Origin of the sequence: Streptomyces sp. NBC_00669, assembly GCF_036226785.1 — a bacterium.
Taxonomy (GTDB): Bacteria; Actinomycetota; Actinomycetes; order Streptomycetales; family Streptomycetaceae; genus Actinacidiphila.
The window spans coordinates 5,262,722-5,286,184 of sequence record NZ_CP109018.1; the positions used below are offsets into that span (position 1 = coordinate 5,262,722).

Annotated in this window: 15 protein-coding genes, 1 tRNA gene and 3 pseudogenes; 13 read left to right on the top strand and 6 right to left on the bottom strand. The window is 70.7% G+C overall.

What is annotated here, in order from left to right; translation table 11 throughout:
* Positions 1-25: 25 nt before the first annotated feature.
* The 5 genes from OG896_RS22090 to OG896_RS22110 form a co-directional block, all read right to left on the bottom strand.
* Complete coding sequence (locus OG896_RS22090) at positions 26-949, bottom strand: helix-turn-helix transcriptional regulator (protein WP_329367917.1); 924 nt, start codon at positions 947-949, stop codon at positions 26-28.
* Positions 950-1,040: 91 nt separating this feature from the next.
* Positions 1,041-1,928, bottom strand: coding sequence for a hypothetical protein (locus OG896_RS22095; RefSeq protein WP_329367919.1), 888 nt, complete (start codon positions 1,926-1,928; stop codon positions 1,041-1,043).
* Positions 1,929-2,283: 355 nt separating this feature from the next.
* Entirely contained in the window at positions 2,284-3,804 is a 1,521-nt protein-coding gene (locus OG896_RS22100; RefSeq protein WP_329367921.1) for a PrsW family intramembrane metalloprotease, read from the bottom strand.
* 65 nt (positions 3,805-3,869) lie between these two features.
* Positions 3,870-4,592 (bottom strand): tRNA (guanosine(46)-N7)-methyltransferase TrmB, encoded by a 723-nt coding sequence (gene trmB, locus OG896_RS22105; protein WP_329374198.1) that lies wholly within the window; start codon positions 4,590-4,592, stop codon positions 3,870-3,872.
* A 300-nt stretch (positions 4,593-4,892) separates the two neighbouring features.
* The gene (locus OG896_RS22110; RefSeq protein WP_328465521.1) at positions 4,893-6,308 is read right to left on the bottom strand and encodes an MFS transporter; all 1,416 of its coding nucleotides are present in this window, start codon (positions 6,306-6,308) and stop codon (positions 4,893-4,895) included.
* An 866-nt stretch (positions 6,309-7,174) separates the two neighbouring features.
* Between OG896_RS22110 and OG896_RS22115 the strand changes: the two genes are divergently transcribed.
* From OG896_RS22115 to OG896_RS22135, 5 genes are all read left to right on the top strand, one after another.
* A complete protein-coding gene (locus OG896_RS22115) occupies positions 7,175-9,490 on the top strand; it encodes an asparagine synthase-related protein (RefSeq protein WP_329367924.1) in 2,316 nt (771 codons plus the stop codon).
* Positions 9,491-9,836: 346 nt separating this feature from the next.
* Positions 9,837-11,066 (top strand): DNA polymerase III subunit delta', encoded by a 1,230-nt coding sequence (locus tag OG896_RS22120; protein ID WP_329367926.1) that lies wholly within the window; start codon positions 9,837-9,839, stop codon positions 11,064-11,066.
* A 484-nt stretch (positions 11,067-11,550) separates the two neighbouring features.
* The gene (locus OG896_RS22125; protein WP_329367928.1) at positions 11,551-12,864 is read left to right on the top strand and encodes a hypothetical protein; all 1,314 of its coding nucleotides are present in this window, start codon (positions 11,551-11,553) and stop codon (positions 12,862-12,864) included.
* A 107-nt stretch (positions 12,865-12,971) separates the two neighbouring features.
* Entirely contained in the window at positions 12,972-14,570 is a 1,599-nt protein-coding gene (locus OG896_RS22130; protein ID WP_329367930.1) for an alpha/beta hydrolase, read from the top strand.
* 109 nt (positions 14,571-14,679) lie between these two features.
* Positions 14,680-14,756 (top strand) — tRNA-Thr (locus tag OG896_RS22135).
* Positions 14,757-14,870: 114 nt separating this feature from the next.
* Here the strand turns inward: OG896_RS22135 and OG896_RS22140 are convergent.
* Positions 14,871-15,223: pseudogene (locus tag OG896_RS22140) on the bottom strand (ISL3 family transposase); the annotation flags it as partial.
* A gap of 173 nt (positions 15,224-15,396) precedes the next feature.
* Between OG896_RS22140 and OG896_RS22145 the strand changes: the two are divergent.
* The 8 genes and pseudogenes from OG896_RS22145 to OG896_RS40455 all read left to right on the top strand — a co-directional run bounded on the left by OG896_RS22145 (position 15,397) and on the right by OG896_RS40455 (position 23,168).
* A complete protein-coding gene (locus OG896_RS22145) occupies positions 15,397-15,726 on the top strand; it encodes a hypothetical protein (RefSeq protein ID WP_329367932.1) in 330 nt (109 codons plus the stop codon).
* Positions 15,671-16,060, top strand: coding sequence for a hypothetical protein (locus OG896_RS22150; protein WP_329367934.1), 390 nt, complete (start codon positions 15,671-15,673; stop codon positions 16,058-16,060). Before OG896_RS22145 ends, OG896_RS22150 begins: the two co-directional genes overlap by 56 nt.
* 84 nt (positions 16,061-16,144) lie before the next feature.
* Complete coding sequence (locus OG896_RS22155) at positions 16,145-17,086, top strand: transposase family protein (RefSeq protein ID WP_329367936.1); 942 nt, start codon at positions 16,145-16,147, stop codon at positions 17,084-17,086.
* 218 nt (positions 17,087-17,304) lie between these two features.
* Positions 17,305-17,457 (top strand): annotated as a pseudogene (locus OG896_RS40450) (DNA helicase); the annotation flags it as partial.
* A gap of 511 nt (positions 17,458-17,968) precedes the next feature.
* Positions 17,969-18,898, top strand: a complete 930-nt coding sequence (locus tag OG896_RS22160) for a hypothetical protein (protein ID WP_329367939.1) — start codon at positions 17,969-17,971, stop codon at positions 18,896-18,898.
* 36 nt (positions 18,899-18,934) lie between these two features.
* Positions 18,935-21,040: an AIPR family protein gene (locus OG896_RS22165; protein ID WP_329367941.1), complete on the top strand. Its 2,106-nt coding sequence runs from the start codon at positions 18,935-18,937 to the stop codon at positions 21,038-21,040.
* Between the two features lie 398 nt (positions 21,041-21,438).
* Positions 21,439-22,251 (top strand): annotated as a pseudogene (locus tag OG896_RS22170) (IS5 family transposase).
* Positions 22,252-22,370: 119 nt separating this feature from the next.
* Entirely contained in the window at positions 22,371-23,168 is a 798-nt protein-coding gene (locus OG896_RS40455) for a DDE-type integrase/transposase/recombinase (RefSeq protein WP_443057263.1), read from the top strand.
* Positions 23,169-23,463 lie beyond the last annotated feature (295 nt).

A 23,463-nucleotide genomic window follows, 5' to 3' on the forward strand; every position in this document is an offset into this window, starting at 1 on the left:
GCAGGCTCAACCTACGGAACCAGGCTCAACCTACGTAAGCGGGACCAGGATCGGAACCAGGACCTGCGGAGCGGCCAGGACCGGAGTCAGGACCCGTGTCGAGGTCCACCGGACCCGTCGTCGCGGGAGCGTGCATCGGCTCCTGCGGCCCCGGCCGCTCGCCCCGGTCGAAGAGCACGAACATCAGCCGTCCGCCCGGCACGCCGAACGGTCCGGCCGCGCACATCGTCGCCCAGCCCGGGCCGAGTTCGGGGTGCAGCAGCGGCCGCGCCCCCTCCGCACGCGGCTGGAGGTACTCCGTGGTCGGGGCGTCGTAGCACGGTCCCACCACCGGGTCGCGCCGGATGTCGGCGATCAGCCGTTGGAGCGTCTTGTCGTTGGGGCGGGCGGTGGCCGCCGCTCGTAACTGCGGCACGAGCAGCGGCAGCCAGCTGTTCGCCCAGTCGGCGAGGGTGACCCGGGCCGCCGGGGCGAGCAGCATCCACCGCATCACGTTGCCCGGCACGCCGTGCGGCGTGAACAGCCGGGCGAACGCGGAGTTGTACGCGACCAGGTCCCATGCCGCGTCGCTGACGTACGCGATGTCCCGGCTGCCGGCCAGCACCCGCCGCCACGGCCGGGGGACGGAACGGCCGACCTGCGGATCGAGCGGGAAGGCGGGTGGGGTGCCGGTGGCGTACAACACCAGCGACTCCCACTCCTGTTCGGTCAGGCACAGTATCCGGGCGATCGGTTCGAGGATCTCGGTGTCGATGACCGCGAGCCGGCCGCGCTCGACATAGCCGTACTTGTGCTCGGGCCAGCCGAGCAGCCGCGTCATGTGCTCGTGGGTCAGGCCCTCGACCTTGCGGCCGCGCGGTTCGGCGCGGGGCGCCAGCCCGAGCGCGGCCGGGTCCTGACGGGCGCGGGCACGGGCGAGCAGGTTCCGCATGGCCTGACGGTCGTTCAACGACACTTCCCTCTCGAAGAGTTCGGTCCGACCGCCGCGGCGCTCGGGCCGTCCCGGTCGGCCCGCGCTCCGGCCGGGCGGCAGGCGGCCGTCATCCGTGTCCGGGCGACAGCTCGGACGGATCGAGCGCACGGGCCAGCTTGTACCCGACCTCGAAACGGCTGCCGGCGCCCAGGCGTTCCATCAGCGCGGCCATCACATCCTCCACCGCCTGCCGCTCGATGCGGAGTTTGCGGGCGATCCGGTCGTCGCCGTAGCCGCTCGTCATCAGCCGGATCACCGCCCGCTCCAACTCGCCGAGCGCGGCATGCCGCAACCCGGCGCCGGCGAGCGGCAGCGGAGTGGCGCGCTGCCAGTACGACTCGTGGATCGCGGTGAAGGAGCGGACCAGGGCCGAGCCGCGGACGCGGAGCAGCGAAGGGCCGGGCGGTTCGGACCCGTTGGGTCCGTCGGGAGCGTGGGGTGCGTCGGGGGAGCGGGAAGCGCCGGGCGCGCCGTCCAGGTCGTCCGGCCCCGCCTGGCCGTACCCGGCGCGCGGCGCGGGCCGTTCGCTCGCCGGCAGGCAGACGGTGTGCCGGTCGAAGATCAGCATGTCGTGCGCGACATGGTCGATCACCCGGACGATGACGCCCGCGTCGGACAACTCCTGGAGGAAACGGGCGCGTACGGGCTCACCGAGCACCGCGCGCGGGTACACCGCCCGGACCCGGACACCGCGCCGGGCGAGCGCCGCGTCGGCCTCCAACCGCCATTCCAGCTCGGCCCGGTCCAGCGGCGGCGGGTCCTGGTGGAGCGTGTCCGCGGATCGCCGCACCGCGGCCGCCAGTTCGCGCAGCACCAACTCCCCGGCGTGCGGCCCGCTGAACTGGTCCACCGTGACCTGCACCCGCTCCGGCAGCCCACCGGCCCCCTGATCCGTACCTGTGCCCGCACCCGTACCTGTACCCGTGCCCGTACCTGCTCCGGTTCCCGTTCCCATGCCCATCCCTGCGCCCCCCGCCGTGTAGCCGACATACGGGGCCGCGTGCGGCTCTTGCGTCGCCACGCCCGCCGGTTGTTCGGACTTCATCGCCAGACCGACCTCCCTGGCTCGCCGCGCGCCGCGATCGGCGTCCCCCGACGCGTAGGAGCCCCCCTGGATCGAGAAACGACCCATCCGGCACAGAGTGTTACAGCAGCATCACTGGATTTCCAGGCCGAATCCGTCCAGGAAATCAATCACCTGAAAGGGTTCATCGGGGGTGAAGTGGGAGGTATGGCGCGCAACGTCATGCGACCGGCGCACCGGCCGGTCCCCTGCGCGCCCGCAGAGCCCTCAAGTACGGCCGGAGGGCCTAGAGATGCTTCGGTACGTGCCGCGCCGGCTGCGTCGGGTCGTACGGCCGCGGAGGGCCGTACGGCGGCGGCGAGTCGTACGGCGGCGGTGAGTCGTACGGGGGCGGGGCGTCGTACCGGGGCGGTGAGTCGTACGGCGGGGCCGAACCGTACGCCTGCGGCGGCCCGTACGGCTGCGGAGGCTGCGGCGGCCACGTCGGGTACTGCGCGGGCGGGCCCCACTGCCCCGCGCGGGGCGGCGGAATACGCGGCGGCCACTGCGGGGTCACCGGCTGGTCCAGCGCCACCGCGTGGGCCAGGGCCGGCTGTGCCAGCGCCCTGCGGTGCCACAGGTGGGAGAGGAGTTCGGCCTCGCGTGCGGTGAAGTCGGGCTCGGGGGCGCCGCGTTCGGCGGCCGCGCGCAGGAACGCGAGGTGGGTGGCGAACGCGATATAGTCGCGGACCGCCCGGGCGGCCTGCTCGCCCACCAGCCGCTTCGCCTCGCGCTTGGCCTCCGCGCGTATCCGCATGGTGCCCAGCGCGTTCGGCTCGCCCACCGCCAGCCAGCCCGCGGCGGCGTACGGCGGCAGGTGCCGGCGGATCGTCCGCAACTCGTTGGACCGCGACCAGAACGCCAGCCACAGCACCAGCCCGAACACCGGCACCATCACCGACACATACGTCGTCAGGAAGCCGATCGGGGACAGCTCGGAACTGCCGTTCCACGAGCCGTGCAGCACCATCGCCATCAGCCAGCCGCAGACCGGCGGCACCCACCGCCAGCGCCAGCGCATCCCCGGCCGCATCGTGGCCGCCAGCGCGAAGCCGATCCCGGTCATCGACGTGAACAGCGGGTGCGCGAACGGCGTCATCAGCACCCGGACGATGAACGTGGCCACGGTGGTGCCGATCCCGTCGCCGCCCAGCGCCTTGTCCTGGTCGAAGGCGGTGCCGAGGTAGAGGATGTTCTCGGTGAAGGCGAAGCCGGTCGCGGTCAGCCCGGCGAGCACGATGCCGTCGAGCAGCGACTCGATGTGGCGGCGCCGGAAGAGGAAGAGCAGCAGCAGCGCGCTGCCCTTGGCGGTCTCCTCGACCAGCGGCGCGACGAACGTGGCCCCCCACTGGTCGGACTGCGTCTGGGTCGCGGAGAACGCCGTGGCGAGCAGCTTCGCGCCGTACTCGTTGGCGAAGATCGCCACCAGCGTGGCCGCGCACGCGCCCCAGGAGAAGGCGAAGACGATGTTCTGCCAGGGGCTGGGCGCCACGTGGTCGAACCACAGGTACGCCCAGACGATCAGCGGCACCGGCAGCAGCGCCAGGGCCATGCCCACCAGGAACGGTTCGGTGCCGATGTGGTGCCGCAGCACCGCCAGGATGACCACTCCGCACACCGCGAGCGCGGTGAACAGCGCACCCGTCCGCACCGCCCGGCTCTCCCAGAAGGCGCGCCGCGGCCCGTAGTGCACCGTGGTGGGCTCCCGTGCCGCGTCGTCCCCGGTGGGGGAGTCAGGCGCGGAAGGGTACGAAAACGTCGTCACCATGACGACAGTACGGGGGCGGGACGGCGCCGCGCGAGAGTACGGGACAACCCGGCCCCCGCACGGGCTCAGGTACGGACGAACAGCAGGTCGTGCACCACGTGGCCCTTCGCCAGCCCGGTCCGTTCGAACTTCGTCATCGGCCGGAACTCCGGGCGCGGCGCGAACCCGTCGCCGTGCCGGTTCGCCAGACCCGGTGCGGCGGTCAGCACCTCCAGCATCTGGTCGGCGTACGGCTCCCAGTCGGTGGCGCAGTGCACCACTGCGCCGGGCCGCAGCAGCGGGGTGACCAGGGCCAGGAACTCCGGCTGGATCAGCCGCCGTTTGTGGTGCTTGGCCTTCGGCCACGGGTCGGGGAAGTAGACCCGCAGCCCGTCCAGCGAGGCGGGCGGCAGCATGTCGCGCAGCAGCACGATCGCGTCGCCGTTGGCCACCCGTATGTTCGTCAGCCCGCCGCGGTCGGCGAGGGCGAGCAGGTTGCCCTGGCCGGGGGTGTGCACGTCGACCGCGAGGATGCCGGTCGCGGGATCGGCGGCGGCCATCGCGGCGGTCGCGTCGCCCATGCCGAAGCCGATCTCGACGACGACCGGGAGGCGGGCGCCGCCGGCGGCGGGGAACAGCCCGGCCGGGTCCAGTGGGGAGCCGTCCAGCTCCACGCCCCAGCGTGCCCAGTGCCGGTCGATCGCCGCCGCCTGCGCCTTGGTGAGCCGACCGCGCCGCGCGTGGAAGCTGCGGATGCGGTGCTCGCCGCGCGACCCGGCCGGATCGGGCGCGGGCCCGGACGGGAACATCACGGCGGGGGCGGGGGCGGGGGTGGAGGACGGCGTCGACACAATGCCGTCGATTCTACGGGGGCCGCGCGGGGCGGCGGGGCGACGCGGGGCGGGCGGGACGCGGGAGTAACGCAGGTCACGCGGGTGGAGCGGGTGTCGCGGGTCACCGTGCGGTGCGGGCACCCATACCGCCGGCACCGAATCCGGCACCGGCACCCGGCTCTCGTACCGGCACCCGGCGCTCGTACCGGTGCGCCCGTACCCGGGTCGGCACCGCCGCCGCTCCGCCGGCCCCGCCGCTGAGCGCCGCCCTGCCTCCTACGCAGGGGCCGCCAGTAGGGGGCGGGCGCGCTCGCGCAGATCGAGCACCTGGGGGTCGTCGTTGTACGGCTCCAAGCGGTGCAGGAGGTCGCGGACGTACTCCGTGGTGCGGGCGGAGGAGATCCGGCCCGCCACCTCGACCGCCTTGACGCCGGCGGCGCAGCACGCGTCGAGGTTGCCCGACTCCAGCTCCGCGACCGCGGAGACCACCAGCCGCAGGCCGTGCGAGCGGACGAACTCCTCGGTGGGCTGGGCCAGGGCCTGCTCGGTGAACCGCTGGACCTGGCGCGGCAGGCGCAGGTCGCGGTAGCACTCGGCGGCGTCGGCGGCGAGCCGGTCGTAGGAGTAGAAGCCGAGCCAGCTCGGATCGGCGTCGCCGGCGCGGGCGCGCTCCAGCAGCGCCTCGGCCGCGGACAGGGCGGCGCCGCACGCGGCGGCCTCGCCGGCCTTGGCGTGCGCGCGGGCCTCGACGAGGTGGAAGAAGCTCATGGTGCGGGCGGTGGCCAGGCCGCGGTTGCGCTCCAGGGCGGCCTGGGCGAGGTCGACGCCCTCGTCGGAGAAGTTGCGGTAGGTGGCCTGGAGGGACATCGACGCCAGGACGTAGCCGCCGAGCGGGACGTCGGCGGCGGCGCGGGCCAGCCGCAGCGCCTGGATGTAGTAGCGCTGCGCGGCCTCCTGTTGGCCGGTGTCGAAGGCCATCCAGCCTGCCAGCCGGGTGAGTTCGGCGGTGGCGCCGAACAGCGCGCGGCCGACGTCGTCGCTGTAGGAGCCGAGCAGCAGGGGCGCGGCCTCGACCCGCAGGCACTCCGGCACCATGCCCGAACGCCAGTCGCCCCCGCCGTACTTGGAGTCCCAGCGGCGCGCGTCGTCGGCGGCCTCGCGGAGTTTGGTGACGTCGGTGTGGCCGACGTGGGCCATGCCCGGGGCGGGGGCGTCGCGGGCCACGGTGGCGTCGGCCGGGGTGATCAGCCAGCGGGAGGCGGGAGTGACGTAAGCGCTCACTGCGAAAGAACCGGCCAAGCTCTGCCAGATGCCGCTGCCGCCGGGGCCGCGGCGCCCGGCGAGATCCAGTCGCCACAGATCGGTGGCCGATTTCACCGCCTCGCCGACGTCGCGCGGGAAGGCGAGGCCGACTTCGGGCGCGGGGTCGGCGTCGGCCAGACCTATCTCGTGCAACGGCACGGGCCGGCCGAGCTTGCTGCCGATGGCGGCGGCTATCAGATGCGGCGCCGCGCCTTGCGGCACCATGCCCTTGGTGACCCAGCGGGCCACCGATGTCTTGTCATAACGCAGCGTCAGACCGCGTTGTGCGCCGAGGTCGTTGACCCGGCGGGCGAGTCCGGCGTTGCTGATGCCCGCCATGGCGAGAAGGGTGCCGAGCTTCTCGTTCGGCCCGCGGTGTTCTCTGTTCACTGCGGTTCACCTCGTGATGCCGCTGGGGGCAGGCCGGCCCGGCCTGGTGATGTCATGGGGTACGGGGTTCACCCTCCCCTGGAGCCCGATTCGGCCACCGCGGAAGCCGCGGTGCGGCCGGTACGGTGCGTGTGCCGGGCACCCGAGCCGCGCGTACGTGTGCGAACCGGGTACACCCAGCGTAGTTCGCCGCATCCCGACCGTTAAGAGGCTCGTGCCGGATGGCCGGAAACGGACGGGTGCCCTCGGGCGCCCGGCGTGCGATGCGCGCACGATCCGGCGTGTGCTCCCGGTATATGTGGCCGTGCGCCCGGCCGTGCGCTCTGTGCCGTGCTGTGCCGTTGGGCTTGCATGGTGCCATGGGTCGGCCCGTGGACCCCGGCAGGCGGCTATGCCGGGGTGGAGCGGGCCACGGGGTTCCGCTGCCACAATCCCCGCGGGTGGCGGACCGGCCCGGGCGGCGTCCGAACGCCTCCCGGGCCGTTGACCCCGTGGCCGATTCTGTAAAGGTGATTCCCGGGCGGGTGGCCGCTCCGGGACACGTTCCGTGACCGTCGCCGATCACCGCAGGCGACCTGCCCGGCGCTGTCGAGGCATATCAACTGCGGCATGTGCCGCGGACTTTGGCGCGAACCAGACGTTTCGCCGCCGGCCCGCCGCCGGTTGACGCGCGGGTCGGTTCGGGCGGGTTTCGCCCCCCGGCCGAGCGCGCGACCCGGCCTGCCTTGGTGCACCCATGCGCCTCCTTGCGCGTCTCCACGTGGCAGCATGGTCTTTCGGACGTCAGACGTGGCGGCCCGGCGGGGCGAGCAGCGGGAGCAGCGGAGCCGAGCCGTGCCGGCTGTCCACAGCCTGTGGAGGCGGCGATGCGGTGGTTGGTGGGGTGGAGCAGTGCCACTGCGGGTCCGTTGCCCGGCGCGCGGTCCCGCGCACTCCAGCCCGTCGGCGCGCAACTCCTGTGGGGTGACCCCGATCCGCTGTGGGCGGTGGGGGATTGGCGCCCCGACGAGGTGCGGGTCGTGCATGCCGACGCCAACGCCCGTGCCAGGGCCAATGGTTCGGCGGGATACGGCGCCGGCGCCGCGTACGGCGGCGGTTACGGGGACGCGAACGGCCACGGCGGCGCCGACTCCTACGGCGGCGCGGGCGCGTACGGCGCGGCCTCGTACGGGAGTTCGCGGGGCGTGGCCCGGCTGGCCGTGCTCGGGCGGTGCGGGGCCACCGACGCGCAGTTGCGGCTCGGCCTGGTCGCGGCCCGCGGCGGCGCGCTGCGGCATGTCACCGCGTGGCCCGGCAGCTACACCGCGGTGCTCCAACTCGGCCGCCGGATCACGGTGCTGGGCGATCTGGCCGGCGCGCTGCCGGTCTTCCACACCCGCTGGCGGCACGGCACCGCGTACGCCACCGCGGCACTCCCGCTCGCCGACCTGATCGAGGCGGGGCTCGACGTCACCCACCTCGCGGCCACCCTCGCCTGCCCGGACGCGCCCGAGGCCCTGCTCGACGGCACGCCGTACCTGGGGGTGCGCCGGGTGCCGCCGGGCCACGCGCTGATCCTTCGCGACGGCGCACCCGAGATCACCGGTTACGAGCCCACCGCGTCGCTGGCCGTCGGCCACCAACCGGCCAGCACAGCAGACGGGTTGGCCGCCGTGGAGGGCGTACGCGACGCGCTGCTCGACGCGGTACGGGTCCGGCTGGCGCAGCCGCGCTTCGTGCCCGACGGCGCGTTGGACGGGGCCGGGCCGGCGCCCGGGATCGGCGCGGACCTTTCCGGTGGCATCGCGTCCTCCACGCTGGCGCTGCTCGCGGCCGGGCTGCCCGGCATGCCCGGCACGCTGCCCGGCGCGCCCGGGTCGCTCGCCGGGGAGCGACTGCTCGCGGTCACCTTCAACGACCTCGTCGGCGGGCTCGGCGGCGCGGACGGCGCGCACGGCTCGGCGGCCGAACTCTCCGAACTCGAACGGGCCCGGGAGATGGCCGCCGACCCCCGGCTGCGGCACATCGTGGTGCCCGGCGGCCCCGAGGCGCTGCCCTACGCCGACCTCGTCTCCGGCTGGTCCGAGGGCTCCGGAGGGCTCGGCGCGCTCACCGACGAGCCCGGGCCCGCGCTGGTCAGCGCCGAACGCCACCGGCGACGGCTGGCTGCGGGCGGCGCCGACCACCTGATCGGCTACGGCGCCCGGCAGGTGCTCGACGCCCATCCGGCGCGGCTGGCCGACCTGTTGATGGACCGGCGCCGCCGCCACCTGCTGCGACCGGTGGCCGCGCTCACCCGGGCGGACGGCGGCGGCACCCTCACCGGGTCGCTCACCTCCGTGACCGTGCCGCTCACCGTCTACCGCGCCGCGCGCCGGCTGGCCCGTACGCCGTACCGGCAGGGCGTCGAGGACGTCGCGTCCGCGCTGCTGCGGCGGGACTTCGGGCTCGGCGGACCGGACGGTCCCGGTGGCGGCGCGCTCACCGCGTCGCTGGCCGCGATGGTGTGGGTGCGCTCCGGTCCGGCGGCGCGCTGGCTGACCGGGGAAGCGCTGGCCGAAGTATCGGTTCGCCTTCAGGACGCGGCACACCGGCCCTGGCCGCTGGAACGGCCCGGCGAACGGCGCGCCCGCGCCGCCCTCGCCCGGCACGCCGCGGACTACCGGGTGCTGGAGCAGGCCGCGACCGTACCGAGCCAGCGGCTGCACGCGCCGTTCCTCGACAACCAGGTGGTGCGCGCCTGCCAGGCCCTGCCGAGCGCGTTGCGGGTCCGGCCGGGGGCGCGCGCGGAGGTGCTGCGGGTGGCGCTGTCCGGCGCCGGCGTCCACGGGCTCCCGCCGGGCTGGGGCAGCGGGTCACCGGCGGCCGCGGGGTCGTCCGCCGCCCGGATCGGGCTGCGCAGCGTGCTCGACCCGCTGCTGGACCTCTTCGAGGCGCCGCTGCTCGCGGACGCGGGGCTGGTCGACGCGCGGGTGCTGCGCGGGGCGTTCCGCGCGGCGGCCTCGGCGGCAGCGGGCTCCGGCGGGGCTTCGGGCGGCGCCGCGGGCAGCGGTGAGGTGCTCGCGCTGGAAGGGCTCGGCGAGGTCGTGGCCACCGAGCTGTGGCTGCGCCGGCTGCTCGGGCGCCGCGGCTCGTGCTGGACGGGGACGGACGCGCCAGAACAGCGCGCGCTGGCCGGGGGAGTGCAGCGGCTCACCCTGTGAGGAGGGCGCCTTGGGGCGGTGCGTCGCGGTGGGCGGTCGCCTGGGGCGCGGCGGCGAGCGGGGTGCCCGGGCGGGCGTGGACGGGACGGCGGGTGCCGGGGAGGGGACGGGACAGCCGGGGGGCGGACGGGGCGACCGGGACGTAGCCCTGGCGGAAGCCCGGCGAGGGGCGGCTGAAGCCCGGCGAGGTGGCCCGAGTGTCCTGGGTGTCCCGCAGAATGGGGGAGCGGGTGCGCCGGGTACGGCAGCGGCTCGCGGCAGAGGTACCGCGGTGGTACCCGGAAGACCAGGACACGAGCAGACGCCGGCCGGGCGGATGCCGGACGTGAGGCGAGGTGCGGGCGCGATGGCCGTGTGGGACGACGTGGTGGGGCAGCCGGCCGTGGTGGCCGAACTGGCCTCGGCCGCCCAGGCCGCGGACGCGCTCGTGACGCCTGACCACGGCGCCGAACAACCGCCCGGCGCCCCCGCGGCCAACGCCTCCCGGATGACGCACGCCTGGCTCTTCACCGGCCCGCCCGGGTCGGGCCGCGCCACCGCGGCGAAGGCGTTCGCGGCGGCGCTCCAGTGCGTCAGCCCGGACCGGAAGCTGGGCGCGCCCCCCGGCTGCGGCTTCTGCGACGGCTGCCACACCGCCTTGATCGGCACCCACGCCGACGTGGAGACCGTGCGCACCGACCTGCTCAGCATCGGCGTCAAGGACACCCGCGACCTGGTCCGCCGCGCCTCGCTCTCCCCGGCCGGCGGCCGCTGGCAGGTGATCGTCCTGGAGGACGCCGACCGGCTCACCGAGGGCGCCGCGAACGTGCTGCTCAAGGCGATCGAGGAGCCCGCCCCCCGTACGGTGTGGCTGCTGTGCGCGCCGTCCGTGGAGGACGCGCTGCCCACGATCCGCTCCCGCTGCCGGCTGCTGACGCTGCGCACCCCCTCCCCGGAGGCGGTGGCCGACGTCCTCACCCGCAGGGACGGCATCGACCCCGACCTGGCCGCCCGCGTCGCCCGCTCCACCCAGGGCCACATCGACCGGGCCCGCCGGCTGGCCACCGACGAGTCCGCCCGCGCCCGCCGCGCGAACGTCCTGCGCCTGCCGCTGCGCGTCGCCGACATCGGCGGCTGCCTGCGCGCCGCCCAGGAACTCGTGGACGCCGCCGGCGAGGACGCCAAGGCCGTCGCGGAAGAGGTCGACGCCAAGGAGACCGAGGAACTGCGCGCCGCCCTGGGCGCCGCGTCCGGCACCGGCGGGCGGATGCCGCGCGGCACCGCCGGAGTGATGAAGGACCTCGCCGACCGCCAGAAGCGCCGTGCCACCCGCACCCAGCGCGACACCCTCGACCTCGCGCTGACCGACCTCGCCGGCTTCTACCGCGATGTCCTCAACCTCCAACTCGGCGGCTCCCCCGACCGCGTCGCCAACATCGACCTCCTCGACGGCATCGAGCAGATCGCCGGCTCCTCCCGGCCCGAGCACAGCCTGCGCCGCATCGACGCGGTGCTCGCCTGCCGCGAGGCCCTCGACCGCAACGTGGCGCCGTTGCTCGCCGTCGAGGCCATGACCCTCGCTCTCCGCGCCGGCTGACCCGCGCACCCGCTCGCGCCCGAGTACGGCGTCGGGTGCGGGTGTGGCGACGGCGGTGGGCGCCGTGCGTGCCGTGCGCACCGTGGAGGCCGCCCGGACGCCGCCGCCACGCATGCCCGGGTCCCACGGGGCACGGCTCGGCGGTGCCCGGACGCCACGGGTCCCGCCTGCCACGCCCCTGCCCGTACGGCGATCCCGAACCCGAGCCCGTACGGCGAGCCCCGAGCCCCGAGCCCCGAGCCGGCGCCTGGGCACCCGGGTACCCGGGTACCCGGGCACCATCAGCCCCGCTCCCGCCCCTGCTCCCGTACGAGCCCGGACCCCACCCGTCGCACCCCGCCCCCTGTGCTGCCTTCGGGTGATCACGAGGCCCGGGCGCACCCGGGTCCCGCCCGGCGGGCGCCCGCGGATGCAAGGTGCAGGCAGCGTCCCCGCCGCTCGCCGTGTCCCCGCGGGGCCGCAGCCGTCCCGAAGGGGCTCCGCCGTGGCCGACGCCGTACTCGTCCTCCTCCTGCTGGCTGCCCTCGGCGCGACCGCACTGCTGGCGGTACGGGCCCTGCGGCACTGGTACGGCGAGCGCGCCGGGCGGGTGTACGAACTGCCCGTCGACCATCGCGGCACCCTGCTGCGCGCGGGCGCCTCGGGCGTGGCCGCGCTGTTCGCCGCGACCGTCGCCGTGCCGCTCGTGCACGATGCCGCGGCCGGCCCGGTCCGTACCCGCGCCGTGGCCGCGCGCGAGCCCGACGTCGTGCCGTCGCCGCCCGCCCGCACTCCCGAGCCCGCTCCGCCGCCGCCGGAACTGCGCGTCCTCGGCCACCCCGCGGGCGGCACCCTGCAGGAACTGCGCGACGGCACCCGCGTATGGCTGCCGCGCCACTACACGACCCCGTCCGCGTCCGGCGTCGCCTATCCCGTCGTCATCGTCCACACCTCCTCCGCCGGCTCCTCCGCCGCTTCTGGCCTGTATTCCGCGTTCGCCGGACAGGCGAACCGCGGCCGCGCCAACTCCTTCCTGCTCGTCGCTCCGCCCCGGTGCGCCGCCGACTCCGCGGCCGTGCTCACCGAGGTGGCCGCCCGCTACCGGACCCTGACCGCCCGCACCGCGCACGGTGTGATCGGGATCGGCTCGCAGGCACCCTGCGCCGTCCGCGAGGCGCTGTCCCACCCGGACCGCTACGCGGCCGCCGTCGGCATCTCCGGCGACTACCCGGCCATGACCCGCCCGACCGGCCGCTATCCCTCCCTCCTGCTCGCCTCCACCACCGCGCAGGCCGGCCAACGGGCCTCCGCGGTACGGCTGCGGACCTCGCTCCGGCCGACCGGCGACCAGGTCAGGCTGCTCGACGGGGTGCCCCGTGCGAAGGACCTGCCGGCCCAGGTCGCCGCGTATCTCACCGAGAAGCTGGACGGCCCGGCCCGCACCCCGACGGCGAGCCTCACCCCGACGCCCGGGTCGCCGTTCGCACCGACCGTCACCGCCACGCCGACCGGTACGTCAACCGCCACGCCGACCGGCACCGCGCACACCGCGCCCACCAAGCCCCCGCGCGCACCCCACTCCGCGTCCGCACCCACCTCCAGGGCACCCGCCGCCCACACACCGGCACCCGCGCGCAAACCCGCCACCGCACCCGTATCCACATCCGCACCCGTATCCACATCCGCGCCGGTCACCGCACCCAGACCCGCGCCCGCACCCACCTCCGCGGCCCGGCGAACCCCGCCGACACCACCGCGAACCCCTTCACCCCGCGCCCACACCTCCACGATGCCCAGCCACCCCCACGTCACACCCTGAAACCACCCGTAAAACCCGGAATCACTCAAAAGGCGACAGGGTTGGCGAACCTCGACGGCTTCCGCCGGATACGCTCGCCTCACCCAACGGGAGGACCTGAGCCGCTGATGCCCGCCGCCACGCACCCCACGCGCCTGCTCCGCATCCCCGCCACCGTGATCGCGGTGACCGGACTGCTGCTGACCGCATGCTCGGGAGGGAGCGGCCACAAGGCGGCCGCGGCCTCCTCGCCGGCGCCCTCCGCGTCGTCGTCGGTGGCCGGCTCGTCCGCGCCCTCCGCGTCGAGTACCTCCTCCGCGGACCTGTCGTCGTACTACAAGCAGAAGATCAGCTGGCACAGTTGCGGCGTGCCCGGGTTCGACTGCGGCACCCTGAAGGTCCCGCTGGACTACGCCCACCCCGTGGCGGCCGACGACCTCAAGCTCGCCGTCGCCCGGAAGAAGGCCACCGGCAAGGGCAAGAAGCTCGGCTCCCTGCTGGTCAACCCCGGCGGCCCCGGCGGCTCCGCGATCGACTACCTCCAGTACGCGGCCCTCGGCTACCCCTCCGCCGTCACCTCGCGGTACGACATGGTCGGCGTCGACCCGCGCGGCGTCGCCCGCAGCGAACCCGTGGAGTGCCTGAGCGACAAGCAGATGGACGCCTTCACCGCCGTCGACACCACCCCCGACGACCGCGCCGAGATCAACGCCCTCACCACCGCCGACCGCGGCTTCGACTCGGCCTGCAACCGCCGCTCCGGCAAGCTGCTCGGCCACGTCTCCACCGTCGACTCCGCCCGCGACATGGACGTCCTGCGCGCCGTCCTCGGCGACCCGAAGCTCAACTACGTCGGCAAGTCGTACGGCACCTTCCTCGGCGCCACCTACGCCGGGCTGTTCCCCAAGAACGTGGGCCACGTCGTGCTCGACGGCGCGATGGACCCCTCCATCAGCGCGCTGGAAAGCAGCCGTACCCAGGCCGGCGGCTTCGAGGTCGCCTTCGACGCCTTCGCCAAGGACTGCGTCGCCCGCGCCGGCTGCGCGCTCGGCACCACCTCCGTCGCCGACGCCGGCAAGCGCCTCACCGCCCTCTTCAAGTCCCTCGACGCCCACCCGTTGAAGACCAGCGACGCGGCCCGCCCGCTCACCGAGGCCCTGGGCACCACCGGTGTGATCTCCGCGATGTACGACCAGTCCGCCTGGCCGAGCCTGCGCAGCGCCCTCGCCGACGCGACCAAGGGCCAGGGCGAGGCCCTCCTCCAGCTCTCCGACAGCTACTACGAGCGCGACGACTCCGGCAAGTACAGCAACCTCATGTACGCCAACGCCGCGGTCAACTGCCTCGACCTGCCCCCGGCGTTCAAGTCCCCCGCCGACGTCGAGAAGGCCCTGCCCTCCTTCCGCAAGGCGTCGCCCCTCTTCGGCACCACCCTCGCCTGGTCCTCGCTCGGCTGCGCCTACTGGCCGGTCCCCGCGACCGGGCACCCCGCGAAGATCACCGCGGACGGGGCCGGCCCGATCCTCGTCGTCGGCACCACCCGCGACCCCGCCACCCCCTACGCCTGGGCCCAGTCGCTGGCCGCCCAGCTCAGCTCCGGCCACCTCCTCACCTACAACGGCGACGGCCACACCGCCTACGCCCGCGGGTCCTCCTGCATCGACTCCGCCGTCAACGCCTACCTGCTGGCGGGTACCGTCCCCCCCGCCCACAAGAAGTGCTCCTGACCAGCCCCTCCCCATGATCCCCCCACGGTCCCGAGCACCCTCCTCAACCCTGTAGACTTTCCCCCGCTGCTGCTGACACCCTTGTGCCCAGCAGCACGCCCCGCACCAAGCCGCCTTAGCTCAGTTGGCCAGAGCAACGCACTCGTAATGCGTAGGTCTCGGGTTCGAATCCCGAAGGCGGCTCCACGAAACCCCAGGTCACATAGCCCGTGACCTGGGGTTTTCTGCTGATCGAGGGGGCTGCCAAATGAAGGACTCCGTTCCGTAGGAGATGGTGACTGTCGGTGATAGCCATTGGAACAGGATGCGCTGACGGAGGAGGTCGGATACGGCTCGGCCGTGCATCTGCCCCATGATCCGCTTTGTGCGGGTGTTGACGCCCTCGGTGCGGCCGTGCTTCAAGGGGAGGGTCAGGCCGGCGTTGACGGCGGCACGGTCGAGTTCCAGGCCATTGCGAATCTGTGCAGTTGGGGCAGGGCTGCGCCGTGTACCTGGGCGATCCATTCCGCGAGCTTGAATTCGCTGCCGCTGGCGGGCGTCAGCGGGGCGGCGAAGTCGTGGATGAGGGAGGTGGGCTGGGTCATCTCCGGGCAGGCCGCAGTGAGGAGGCTCAGCAGTTCGGTGTCCTTGGTGCGCAGGTGGTCGGGGTGGCTGGAAGTCGTGCACCTGATCCACGAGCGAGTACTGGCAGGCGGGTCGAAGGGCCCGATCTGGCATCACCAAGGCGGTGGGAAGACGCTGTTGATGGTGTTCGCTGCTTCGCTGCTGCTGGCTGACCCGCACGGAGTCACCCACGGTCATTTTACTCTCGGATCGGACCCAGCTCGTGCGGCAGACCTCCGGGGTGTTCACCTCGGCGATGGGCGACGCCTACTTCCACCAGCCGGCCACCAGGAAGGAGTTGCATTCCTGGCTGGCTGACGATGTGCGCGGCGTCATCTCCACGACAGTCCACAAGTTCGCGGACGCTGGCAAGGATCTGCCGACCCGGGACAACATCATCGTGATGGTCGACGAGGCGCACCGGACCCAGTCGGCCAAATTGAAGTCCCTGGCGGGGCCGATAGCGTGCAGCGTTGCCCCACGCGACGTTCTTCGGCATGACCGGCACTCCGGTCAGGAATCTCGCCGCGGCCACCTTCGCCCTCTTCGGTGAGGAGACCGACCCGGACAGGGTGCTGTACCGGTACTCGGTGTCCCGGTCTTTGCGGGACGAGGCGCCCGTCCCGGTCGTGCTAAACACGCACCCGGTTGTCTTCTGGATCAACGACCGGGCGTTGCAGGCCGAACTCGACCAGTTCGCCGACGACTTCGACCTCGACGATCCCGAGCGCGAGACGCGTTCCCGCAAGTTCGGGCGCCTCATCTCGGTTCGCCAACCCCTACCGCATCGATGCGGTTTGCCAGCACACCGTGGACCACTATCTGGCTGGCGTCTACCGCAACGGCTTCAAGACGTCACAGGTGCTCGCCAAGGTCAGGATGCATGACCGGATCACCGCCGAGGTGAACATCTCCGTCTAACGAGCTCGTGCATGGTTGGCGGTAGCGCGTCGAGACCTTGATCGTTGATCATGATCCGTGTGGTGGGGAGCCGGACACGTGCAGCAATCATCCGTAGCCAGCGGATCACCGGGCTGGCGCCCGACGTGATCGCAGAACTCGTCGCAGAGATCGGTCCGTTGTGGCACGAGCGGCACCAGGCCGTGCTGACGTCCCGCCCTCGCCGCCGGGCCGTCGGTGCCGGGGCCAAGTACAAGCTGGTCTTCGTCGACCGCCTGTTGGCCACGCTCGTGCATCTCCGCCATGCAACGACGCACGACGTGCTGGCCTGCTGGTTCGGCGTGGACCGCTCCACCATTACGCGTGCGATCGGTGAAGTGCGGCCACTGCTCGCCGAGCGGGGCTGCACCGTCGCGCCTGACATCCGACTGTGCACACTCGCCGAGGTCATCGACCATCTCGGCGCGAGCGGGCAAACCGGAATCATCGACGGCACCGAGGTCCGGGTGCGTCGCCCGGCTGTCGGACGCAAGGACCGGGAGAAGTTCATCTCCGGGAAGAACAAGCAGAACGCCGTCAAGTCCATGGTCGTCACGGACGCCGAGGGGCGGCTGCTGTTCTGCAGTCCGGCCGAGCCTGCGAGCTGCGCGGACATCACGCACGCCCGGAAGCTGGGCCTGGTCAAGCTCCTGGCCGACGGTCCGGCCGTAGAGATCCTCGCCGATGCCGGCTACCAGGGCCTGGGCGCCCAGACCGGCGGCCGCGTGGTGACGCCACCGCACCGCAAGTTCAAGAAGAACCCGCCCGAGTGGTACGAGGAGATGCACGAGCGCCAGCGCAAGGCCCACTCCTCACGCCGCATCCGGGTCGAGCACGGCATCGGCCATCTGAAGAACTGGCGATCTCTCGCCCGCCACCACGGCCGTCGCGAGCACATGAGTGACATCATCCAAGCTGTCGCCGGACTGCTCTCGCACCAGCAGGCGGCCACGTCAAGCGGTACACGAACGTGAACACGGCGGACCGTCCGCGGCCTTCGACGCGCTACCGCCAACCATGCACGAGCTCGTTAGGACGCCAAGGACGAAGACCCCGCCATGCGGCCGTTCCAGCTCTCGGAGATCGATCAGGAGAAGCAGAAGCGGCGATTTCTCACACCGGACGAGCCTCTGTGCTTCCTGGTGGTGACCGCGAAGCTGATGACCGGGTTCGGTGCCCCGAACGAGGGCGTCGCGCACTTACCTCGGCTGACATCAACCCGAAGCAGTACGCGACTGACTTGCTGGCCGAGCGGTGCCTGTTGTTCGTGGCGTGCACACGAGCGCGGGATGGGCTGTATGCCGCGTGGGCGGGACAACCAAGTAGCCTTCTCACAGGAGCTGGTACATGCGTCCAAGACGGAGGCCGAAGTTGGCGCGCTATGATCTCCCCAGGCCCGGCTCGGTGCGGTGGCAGGTGGTTCGGGGGAGTGGATGGAAAACGCACAACCAAGGAGAGTAGATCTCCCGTCTCCGGCGCGATCGCCGCGGCTGGCGATTCTGCGCCCTGACAATGACCTGCTTCGTCTGATCGATGCCGACCACACCAAGGAAAGGTCCTACTCCCAATCCTGCCGTGATTGGCCTGAAGTCAAGTCACATCTCGCGATCCTGCTTGCTCCTGCCGAGCAGCAGGGTGACGGAGGTGGCGGGGTGCAACCCGAGCGGATCTGGGGGTTGGGAATTGTGCGGCCCGCCCATGGGACCGACCGTGACCGAAAGGTCGTCGTCACTCGTGCGCGGAGCTTTCGAGGCAGGGTGCCCGCCTCAGGGCTCTGGTGCGCTGCTGGTGAGCGGGACGTCGCCCTCGCCAGGTCGCTTCCGGAAAGTGGTCCTGTCACAGTCGGCGCCGATACCTTGTTCGTTAATCTCCGGCGGATCTCCTCTGTCGTCGAGGCCGAAGTCCAGAAATTGATGCCTCTACTTGACGACGCCGAAGGCTGGAGTGAGAGTGAACTCGCCTGGCGTGATGAGCGCGACGCTCTTCTGCTCTTTGCCAAGATCGCCGGATTAGCCCCGAACGACTTCTCGGAGGTACGTCTCTGGGACAAGGAAGCCGCTCGCAGAGCCTTCATCGGCGGGCTTACGGGGACTGCGGTCCAGCCGACGCTTGACGATATCCGTGGGTGGGCAGCGACGAGGTTCCGTCGCGGCGGTGAGACCGTCATCCGGACGTTTGCAAGTCGTGGAGGTAGCCTAAACTATGACTTTGAGGCCACGTCGATAACCGATCGGTGGGTGGCGGATGGTGGAGACGGTTCCCTCGATGCCTACTACTACCACGTCGACACCCAGACGCTCGTCGTACTACGTTACGTGCGTCCCGGCCCGGACGGACTTTTTTCCTCTGACGCCCGGCACAGGCTGAATGAGTTCTACAGCCGTGTTCGCCGCCTCCCCAGACGTGCTCGGCAGAATGCCGACGATTACAGCTTCCTTGAAGACCCTCTATTTCTCCGCATTCATGAGCCGGTGCCATTCACCGCGGCTCTGCACCGGACGAGTTCTGGTGCGATTTACCCCTACGGCCAGGTCGCCGCTGCGATCTCGGCCGCGGTGGAGCCCAGTCTCCCGGGCCATTCCGTGGGCGAGCTCACCCGCCACCTGGTACCGACCGACTTCGCCCGGCTGGTGCGGGACGGTTGGCTCGGCGCGAGACGGGTACCTCTCGAGGTGGCCATGGGCTGGGTGGAAGCCACGATCGACACGGCTGGTGTTGCGTTGGTGGTTGTGGACTTTAGTCTCCGGCAGCGTGGCAACGGCTCGGGGATCAAGACGCGGGGCTAGGCGATCAAGAAGACACCAATGGGAAGGCAACCATCCATGGCCACCTCGGGGGCGGGCATACCTCGCCAGGTAATGCAGGTACGCGAGCAGCTGCATGAGACATTTGACGGGGTGATAGATGACAGCGATATTGCCCACTTCCGCGGTGTCAATTACGAGCAGCGCTTTCTCTCGCGTGCCCTTGCAGCCCTCGCTGTACGACGCGTGGCCAAGTGCAGTGTGGCTGAGGCGGCCCGGTTTGTGACTGACGGCATTGCGGACCAGGGAATGGATGCCATCGCCCCCCTGCCGGAGAGCGGGCTGGCTCTGCTGGTCCAAGCGAAGTGGAGTGATAAGGGCACGGCGACCTTCGATGTGGACGCTGCCAAGGCGATGGTGGACGGTCTCAACCGGATCGAGAACGAGCTGTACGACCAGTTCAACCAGCGTGCCGGTGCCCTCGCCTTGGAGGCCAGGCCGTTCATCATCAACGAGAGGGCCACTCTGGTCATCGCGCTGATGGGCACCGTGGAGCCCTCTCCGCCCGCACGCGAGGTTCTGGACAACGCTCTCGACGAGTTCAACAAGCACGGCGCCCGATTGAGTATCGAGCTGCTATACGCCGCAGACTTCCACGACCAGGTTCATGCGGACCTTCGGCCGGAGCCGATCTGCCTGGATGTACGTCTTGATGACTGGTACCAGCAGAAAGGACCGCTTGAGTCCTATCAAGGCACTGTCGCCGCCGAGAGTGTCGCTGAGTGGTATGAGACGCACGGTACCGGTCTTTTTGAGCAGAATCTCCGGGCTCCGCTCGGGACCACCGTCACCAATGCGGAGATCGGTCAGACTCTTACGTCCGATCCCACCAGATTCTGGCACCTGAACAACGGCATTACCATGATCTGCGACTCCCTTGCGGCTAAGCACGACAGCGCCAAGGCACCGCAGAGCAGGCCAACCACTCTCACCGTGACGGGGGCGAGTATCGTCAATGGCGCACAGACGGTACGGGCAGTCGCCAGAGCCATGCATGATGATGGTGAGACTGCGGCCCATGCGACTCTGAGCATCAAGGTCATCAATACATATGAGGACCGGAAGTTCGGCGTGCAGGTCTCGCAGGCAGCGAACCGGCAGAACGTCATTGAGCAGCGCGACCACATCGCGCTCGAACCTGTACACCAGGCGATCAAGGCCAACCTGCGCGCCGAACTGCGCAAGCAGTACGTGATCAAGCGGGGCGAGCCGGTCGCTGCACCCGAGACCGGTTGTTCACTGGACGAACTTGCCCTTGCCCTGGCCTGCCTGCACTCGGATGCAGAACAGGTCGCCAGGGCTGCCAGCTCCACGGAGAATCTTTGGGAGCAGGGTTCCAAGGGCAGCCACAGTGTGCTGTTTAAAAGCGAACCCTCCCCGCAGAAGGTGTGGCGCTCCGTACTCACCCTGCGCGCGTCACGGAGCGCGGTCTACGAACTGGGCAGTGGGGAGAACGGCCGCGAAGCTGCGACAACGGAACATGGAAGCTTTCTCGTCACCCACTTGATCTTCCAGCATCTGGGCGCCACGAGTATCGATGATCCCGACTTCGACTGGGATAGCGAGGTGCTGGAGAAGATTCCTGCCCTTGTACCGGAACTGGTCCGTCGTCTGACCCATCAGATTTTGACTCGTTACGGGCCGCGTCCCCAGATCAGGACTGCTTTCCAGACCGCGCAGACATGTAGGGAACTCGCGAATCATGTCCTTGGCGACCTGGCCGAGGGCGTCGCTCTTCCCGAACCTCCTACGAAGGAGCGCAAGCCGCGTCGCCCGAACACGGTGCCGCTTCTGGTTGACCGGCGTGTCATCAAGGATGGAGTCCCCCTCCGGTACAAAGCCATGAACGTGCCCGAGCGTGATGCCATGGAAGAGTGGCTTGTTGAAGACGAAAAGCGACGTCAGGCGACCTGGGTTAATCACCGGACCAAGCCGATCCTGTGGGCCTACGATGAGCAGCAGTACTCGCCGTCCGGCCTGGTGTCGAAGATGTGGGCGGACGCCGCCTGGGACGAGCGGCCAGTGGCCAATCAGGGAACGGCTCGCTGGTATCGGTCGGATGACTTGACCTTGTGGGATCTGGCTCAGCGCATCCATGGCGAGGAGGCAGAGGATGAGGTCTGACGGCGGCTGCGCTGTACTGGCAGGATGCCAGCGAGAGGAGGTTCCACCGGATTGCCAGCTGCGCAGCCGGGTGAACAGGTCGTCCGGTACTTTGAACCGTTCCGGGTTCAGTGGAGACTCGATTCTTTGAGAAGATTAAGTCATGGCACGTCCCTCCTCTTATTCCGCTAAGTTGCGGCGTCGTGCAGTATGCATGGTCGCCAGGGTCCGCCCTGATTACGAGACCGAGTGGGCCGGGATGAAGGCCGTCGCGAGTAAACTCGGAATCGGCACGGCCGAGAGGTGCGCCAGTGGCCCGCTGGGACCAGATCGACTTCGGGTCCCGGCCCGGGACGGCATCGGAAGAATCCGCCCAGCTAAGACGGTGTCCTATGTGGTGAGGCGTCGTTGGACTGAACATGGGCCGTGGTATGTGGAGTTGGATCGTTCCGGACGGGCTGTGGGAGATCGCGGAGCCGCTGATCCCACCGTCCAAGGTGCGGGTGAGGGTGGCGGGACCCAGGACACCCCTGATGAGACGCTGTTCGCCGCGATCATCTACGTGCTGGTCAGTGGGTGTGCCTGGCGGGTGCTGCCGCCGTGCTTCGGGATATCGAAGTCGACCGCGCACCGCAGATTCCTGATCTGGTCCCGGGCCGGGGTCTGGGGCCGGCTGCACGAAGCGATCCTGCACCGGCTCTATGACGAAGGGCTGCTCGACCTGTCCCGCGCCGTCCTCGACTCGGCTCACGGGAGGGCTAAAAAAGGGGCGGACAGACAGGTCCGAGCCCCGTGGACCGGGGTAAGCCGGGTTCCAAGATGCACATCCTGTCGGACGCGAACGGACTGCCCCTGGTCGTCGGCGTCTCAGCAGCCAACGTCCACGACAGCCTCGCGCTGAAGCCGATGGCGCTCGGTCACCAAACGAGACACGACCCCCACCGCGGCCGCTACTTCAAGCCCCAACCCTCCACGCCGACAAAGCCTACGACGTATCTCACCTGCAGAAATGCTTACAGGGCAAGCGCATCGGCGTGCGTATCGCCCGCAAGGGCATCGAGTCGAGTGAGCGCTTGGGCCGCCGCCGCTGGGTCATCGAACGGACAATGTCCTGGCTATCCGGATACCGCCGACTGAGTCCGCGCTACGAACGCCATCCCCGCAATTACCTGGCCTTCCTCGCCCTCGCCGCCATCTGCTGCTACAAGAGACTCCGTCGCCTCACCACATAGGACACCGTCCAAGAGCCCTGAAGAAGGAATTCGCAGAGTTCAAGCGGGCCAACGAGATCCTCAAGGCAGCGCCTCGGCTTTCTCCGGGCCGAGCTCGACCAGCCACATCTTCGCTCATGATGTTCATCGCCGAGCACCGGGACCGCTTCGGTGGCCCCGAGCCGATCTGCACCGCGCTGACCGGGCATGGCATCAGCATCACCCCTGCATGTACTACGCGGACAAGGCCCGCCCTCCCCGGTCAGGACGGTGCGCGAGGGAGAACTGAAAGCCCTGGTCCAGAAGGTGTTCAAGGCCAACTACAGCGTCTACGGGCCCGCAAGATCTGGCACCAACTGCGTAAACTGGGCCACCAAGTCGCCCGCTGCACGGTCGAACGGCTGATGCGCGAAGTCGGCATCACCGGCGCCGTCCGCGGCAAGAAGACCGTCACCACCCTCCAGGACCGGGCAGCCGAGCAGGCCCCCGTTCTGGTCGATCGTCGCTTCGTCGTCGATGCGCCGAATCGGACCTGGGTCGCTGACTGCACCTATGTCGCGGCCTGGGCCGGCAGGGTCTACGTCGCTTTCGTCGTCGATATCTTCTCCCGCCGCATCGTCGGCTGGTTCGCGGTAGCCACCAGACAGACCGAACTCGTCCTGTCCGCAGTCGAGATGAGCCTGTGGCAGCGCGACCACGAAGGATGGCGGCACCAGCCCGGCGGGCTGATCCATCACAGCGAAGCTGGAAGGCCTTATCTGAGTCGAACTACCCCAGGTCACGGTCAAGATCTAGAGTCTCCACCAGACCCGGAACGGTTCAACGGGAGGGTTGCAGTTTGGGTTGCGTCCAGCGTCGTGATCTGCCATATGTGCGGGACGACATGGGTGGGAGGGAGTACCGTTCCTGCAGCTCACCCAGATCTGCGGAAGGGCTGAGGCAGGGGCTGCTCTTGCGTGAGCGATGCGTGAGCGGACGGGGCGGCACCGGCTGGACTAGTCATCACACCGATCGGGGTCACACGTCACTGACCTGGGAAGACGGGATTCGCTGGCACAGCCCTGCACGACCGAACGCGATCTTGCAGGCCCTCGTAAACCCCAGGTCACCTAGCCTGTGGCCTGTGGTCTTTGCTTTTCTCCTGCGGTGCTTGTTTCAAGGGGCCCAGGGGAGTGCGGCGGGAGCTCGGCGCGCTCGGGGGGCGTGCCGGTTCCGGACCGGGGTGACGGGGCC

Excerpts from the sequence above, each read along its gene's own strand:
- OG896_RS22095 (WP_329367919.1), bottom strand. The coding sequence starts at position 1,928 with ATGGGAACGGGAACCGGAGCAGGTACGGGCACGGGTACAGGTACGGGT.
- OG896_RS22100 (WP_329367921.1), bottom strand. The coding sequence starts at position 3,804 with ATGGTGACGACGTTTTCGTACCCTTCCGCGCCTGACTCCCCCACCGGG.
- trmB (WP_329374198.1), bottom strand. The coding sequence starts at position 4,592 with ATGTTCCCGTCCGGGCCCGCGCCCGATCCGGCCGGGTCGCGCGGCGAG.
- OG896_RS22115 (WP_329367924.1), top strand. The coding sequence starts at position 7,175 with ATGCGGTGGTTGGTGGGGTGGAGCAGTGCCACTGCGGGTCCGTTGCCC.
- OG896_RS22120 (WP_329367926.1), top strand. The coding sequence starts at position 9,837 with ATGGCCGTGTGGGACGACGTGGTGGGGCAGCCGGCCGTGGTGGCCGAA.
- OG896_RS22130 (WP_329367930.1), top strand. The coding sequence starts at position 12,972 with ATGCCCGCCGCCACGCACCCCACGCGCCTGCTCCGCATCCCCGCCACC.
- OG896_RS22150 (WP_329367934.1), top strand. The coding sequence starts at position 15,671 with ATGACCGGCACTCCGGTCAGGAATCTCGCCGCGGCCACCTTCGCCCTC.
- OG896_RS22155 (WP_329367936.1), top strand. The coding sequence starts at position 16,145 with ATGATCCGTGTGGTGGGGAGCCGGACACGTGCAGCAATCATCCGTAGC.
- OG896_RS22165 (WP_329367941.1), top strand. The coding sequence starts at position 18,935 with ATGGCCACCTCGGGGGCGGGCATACCTCGCCAGGTAATGCAGGTACGC.
- OG896_RS40455 (WP_443057263.1), top strand. The coding sequence starts at position 22,371 with ATGTTCATCGCCGAGCACCGGGACCGCTTCGGTGGCCCCGAGCCGATC.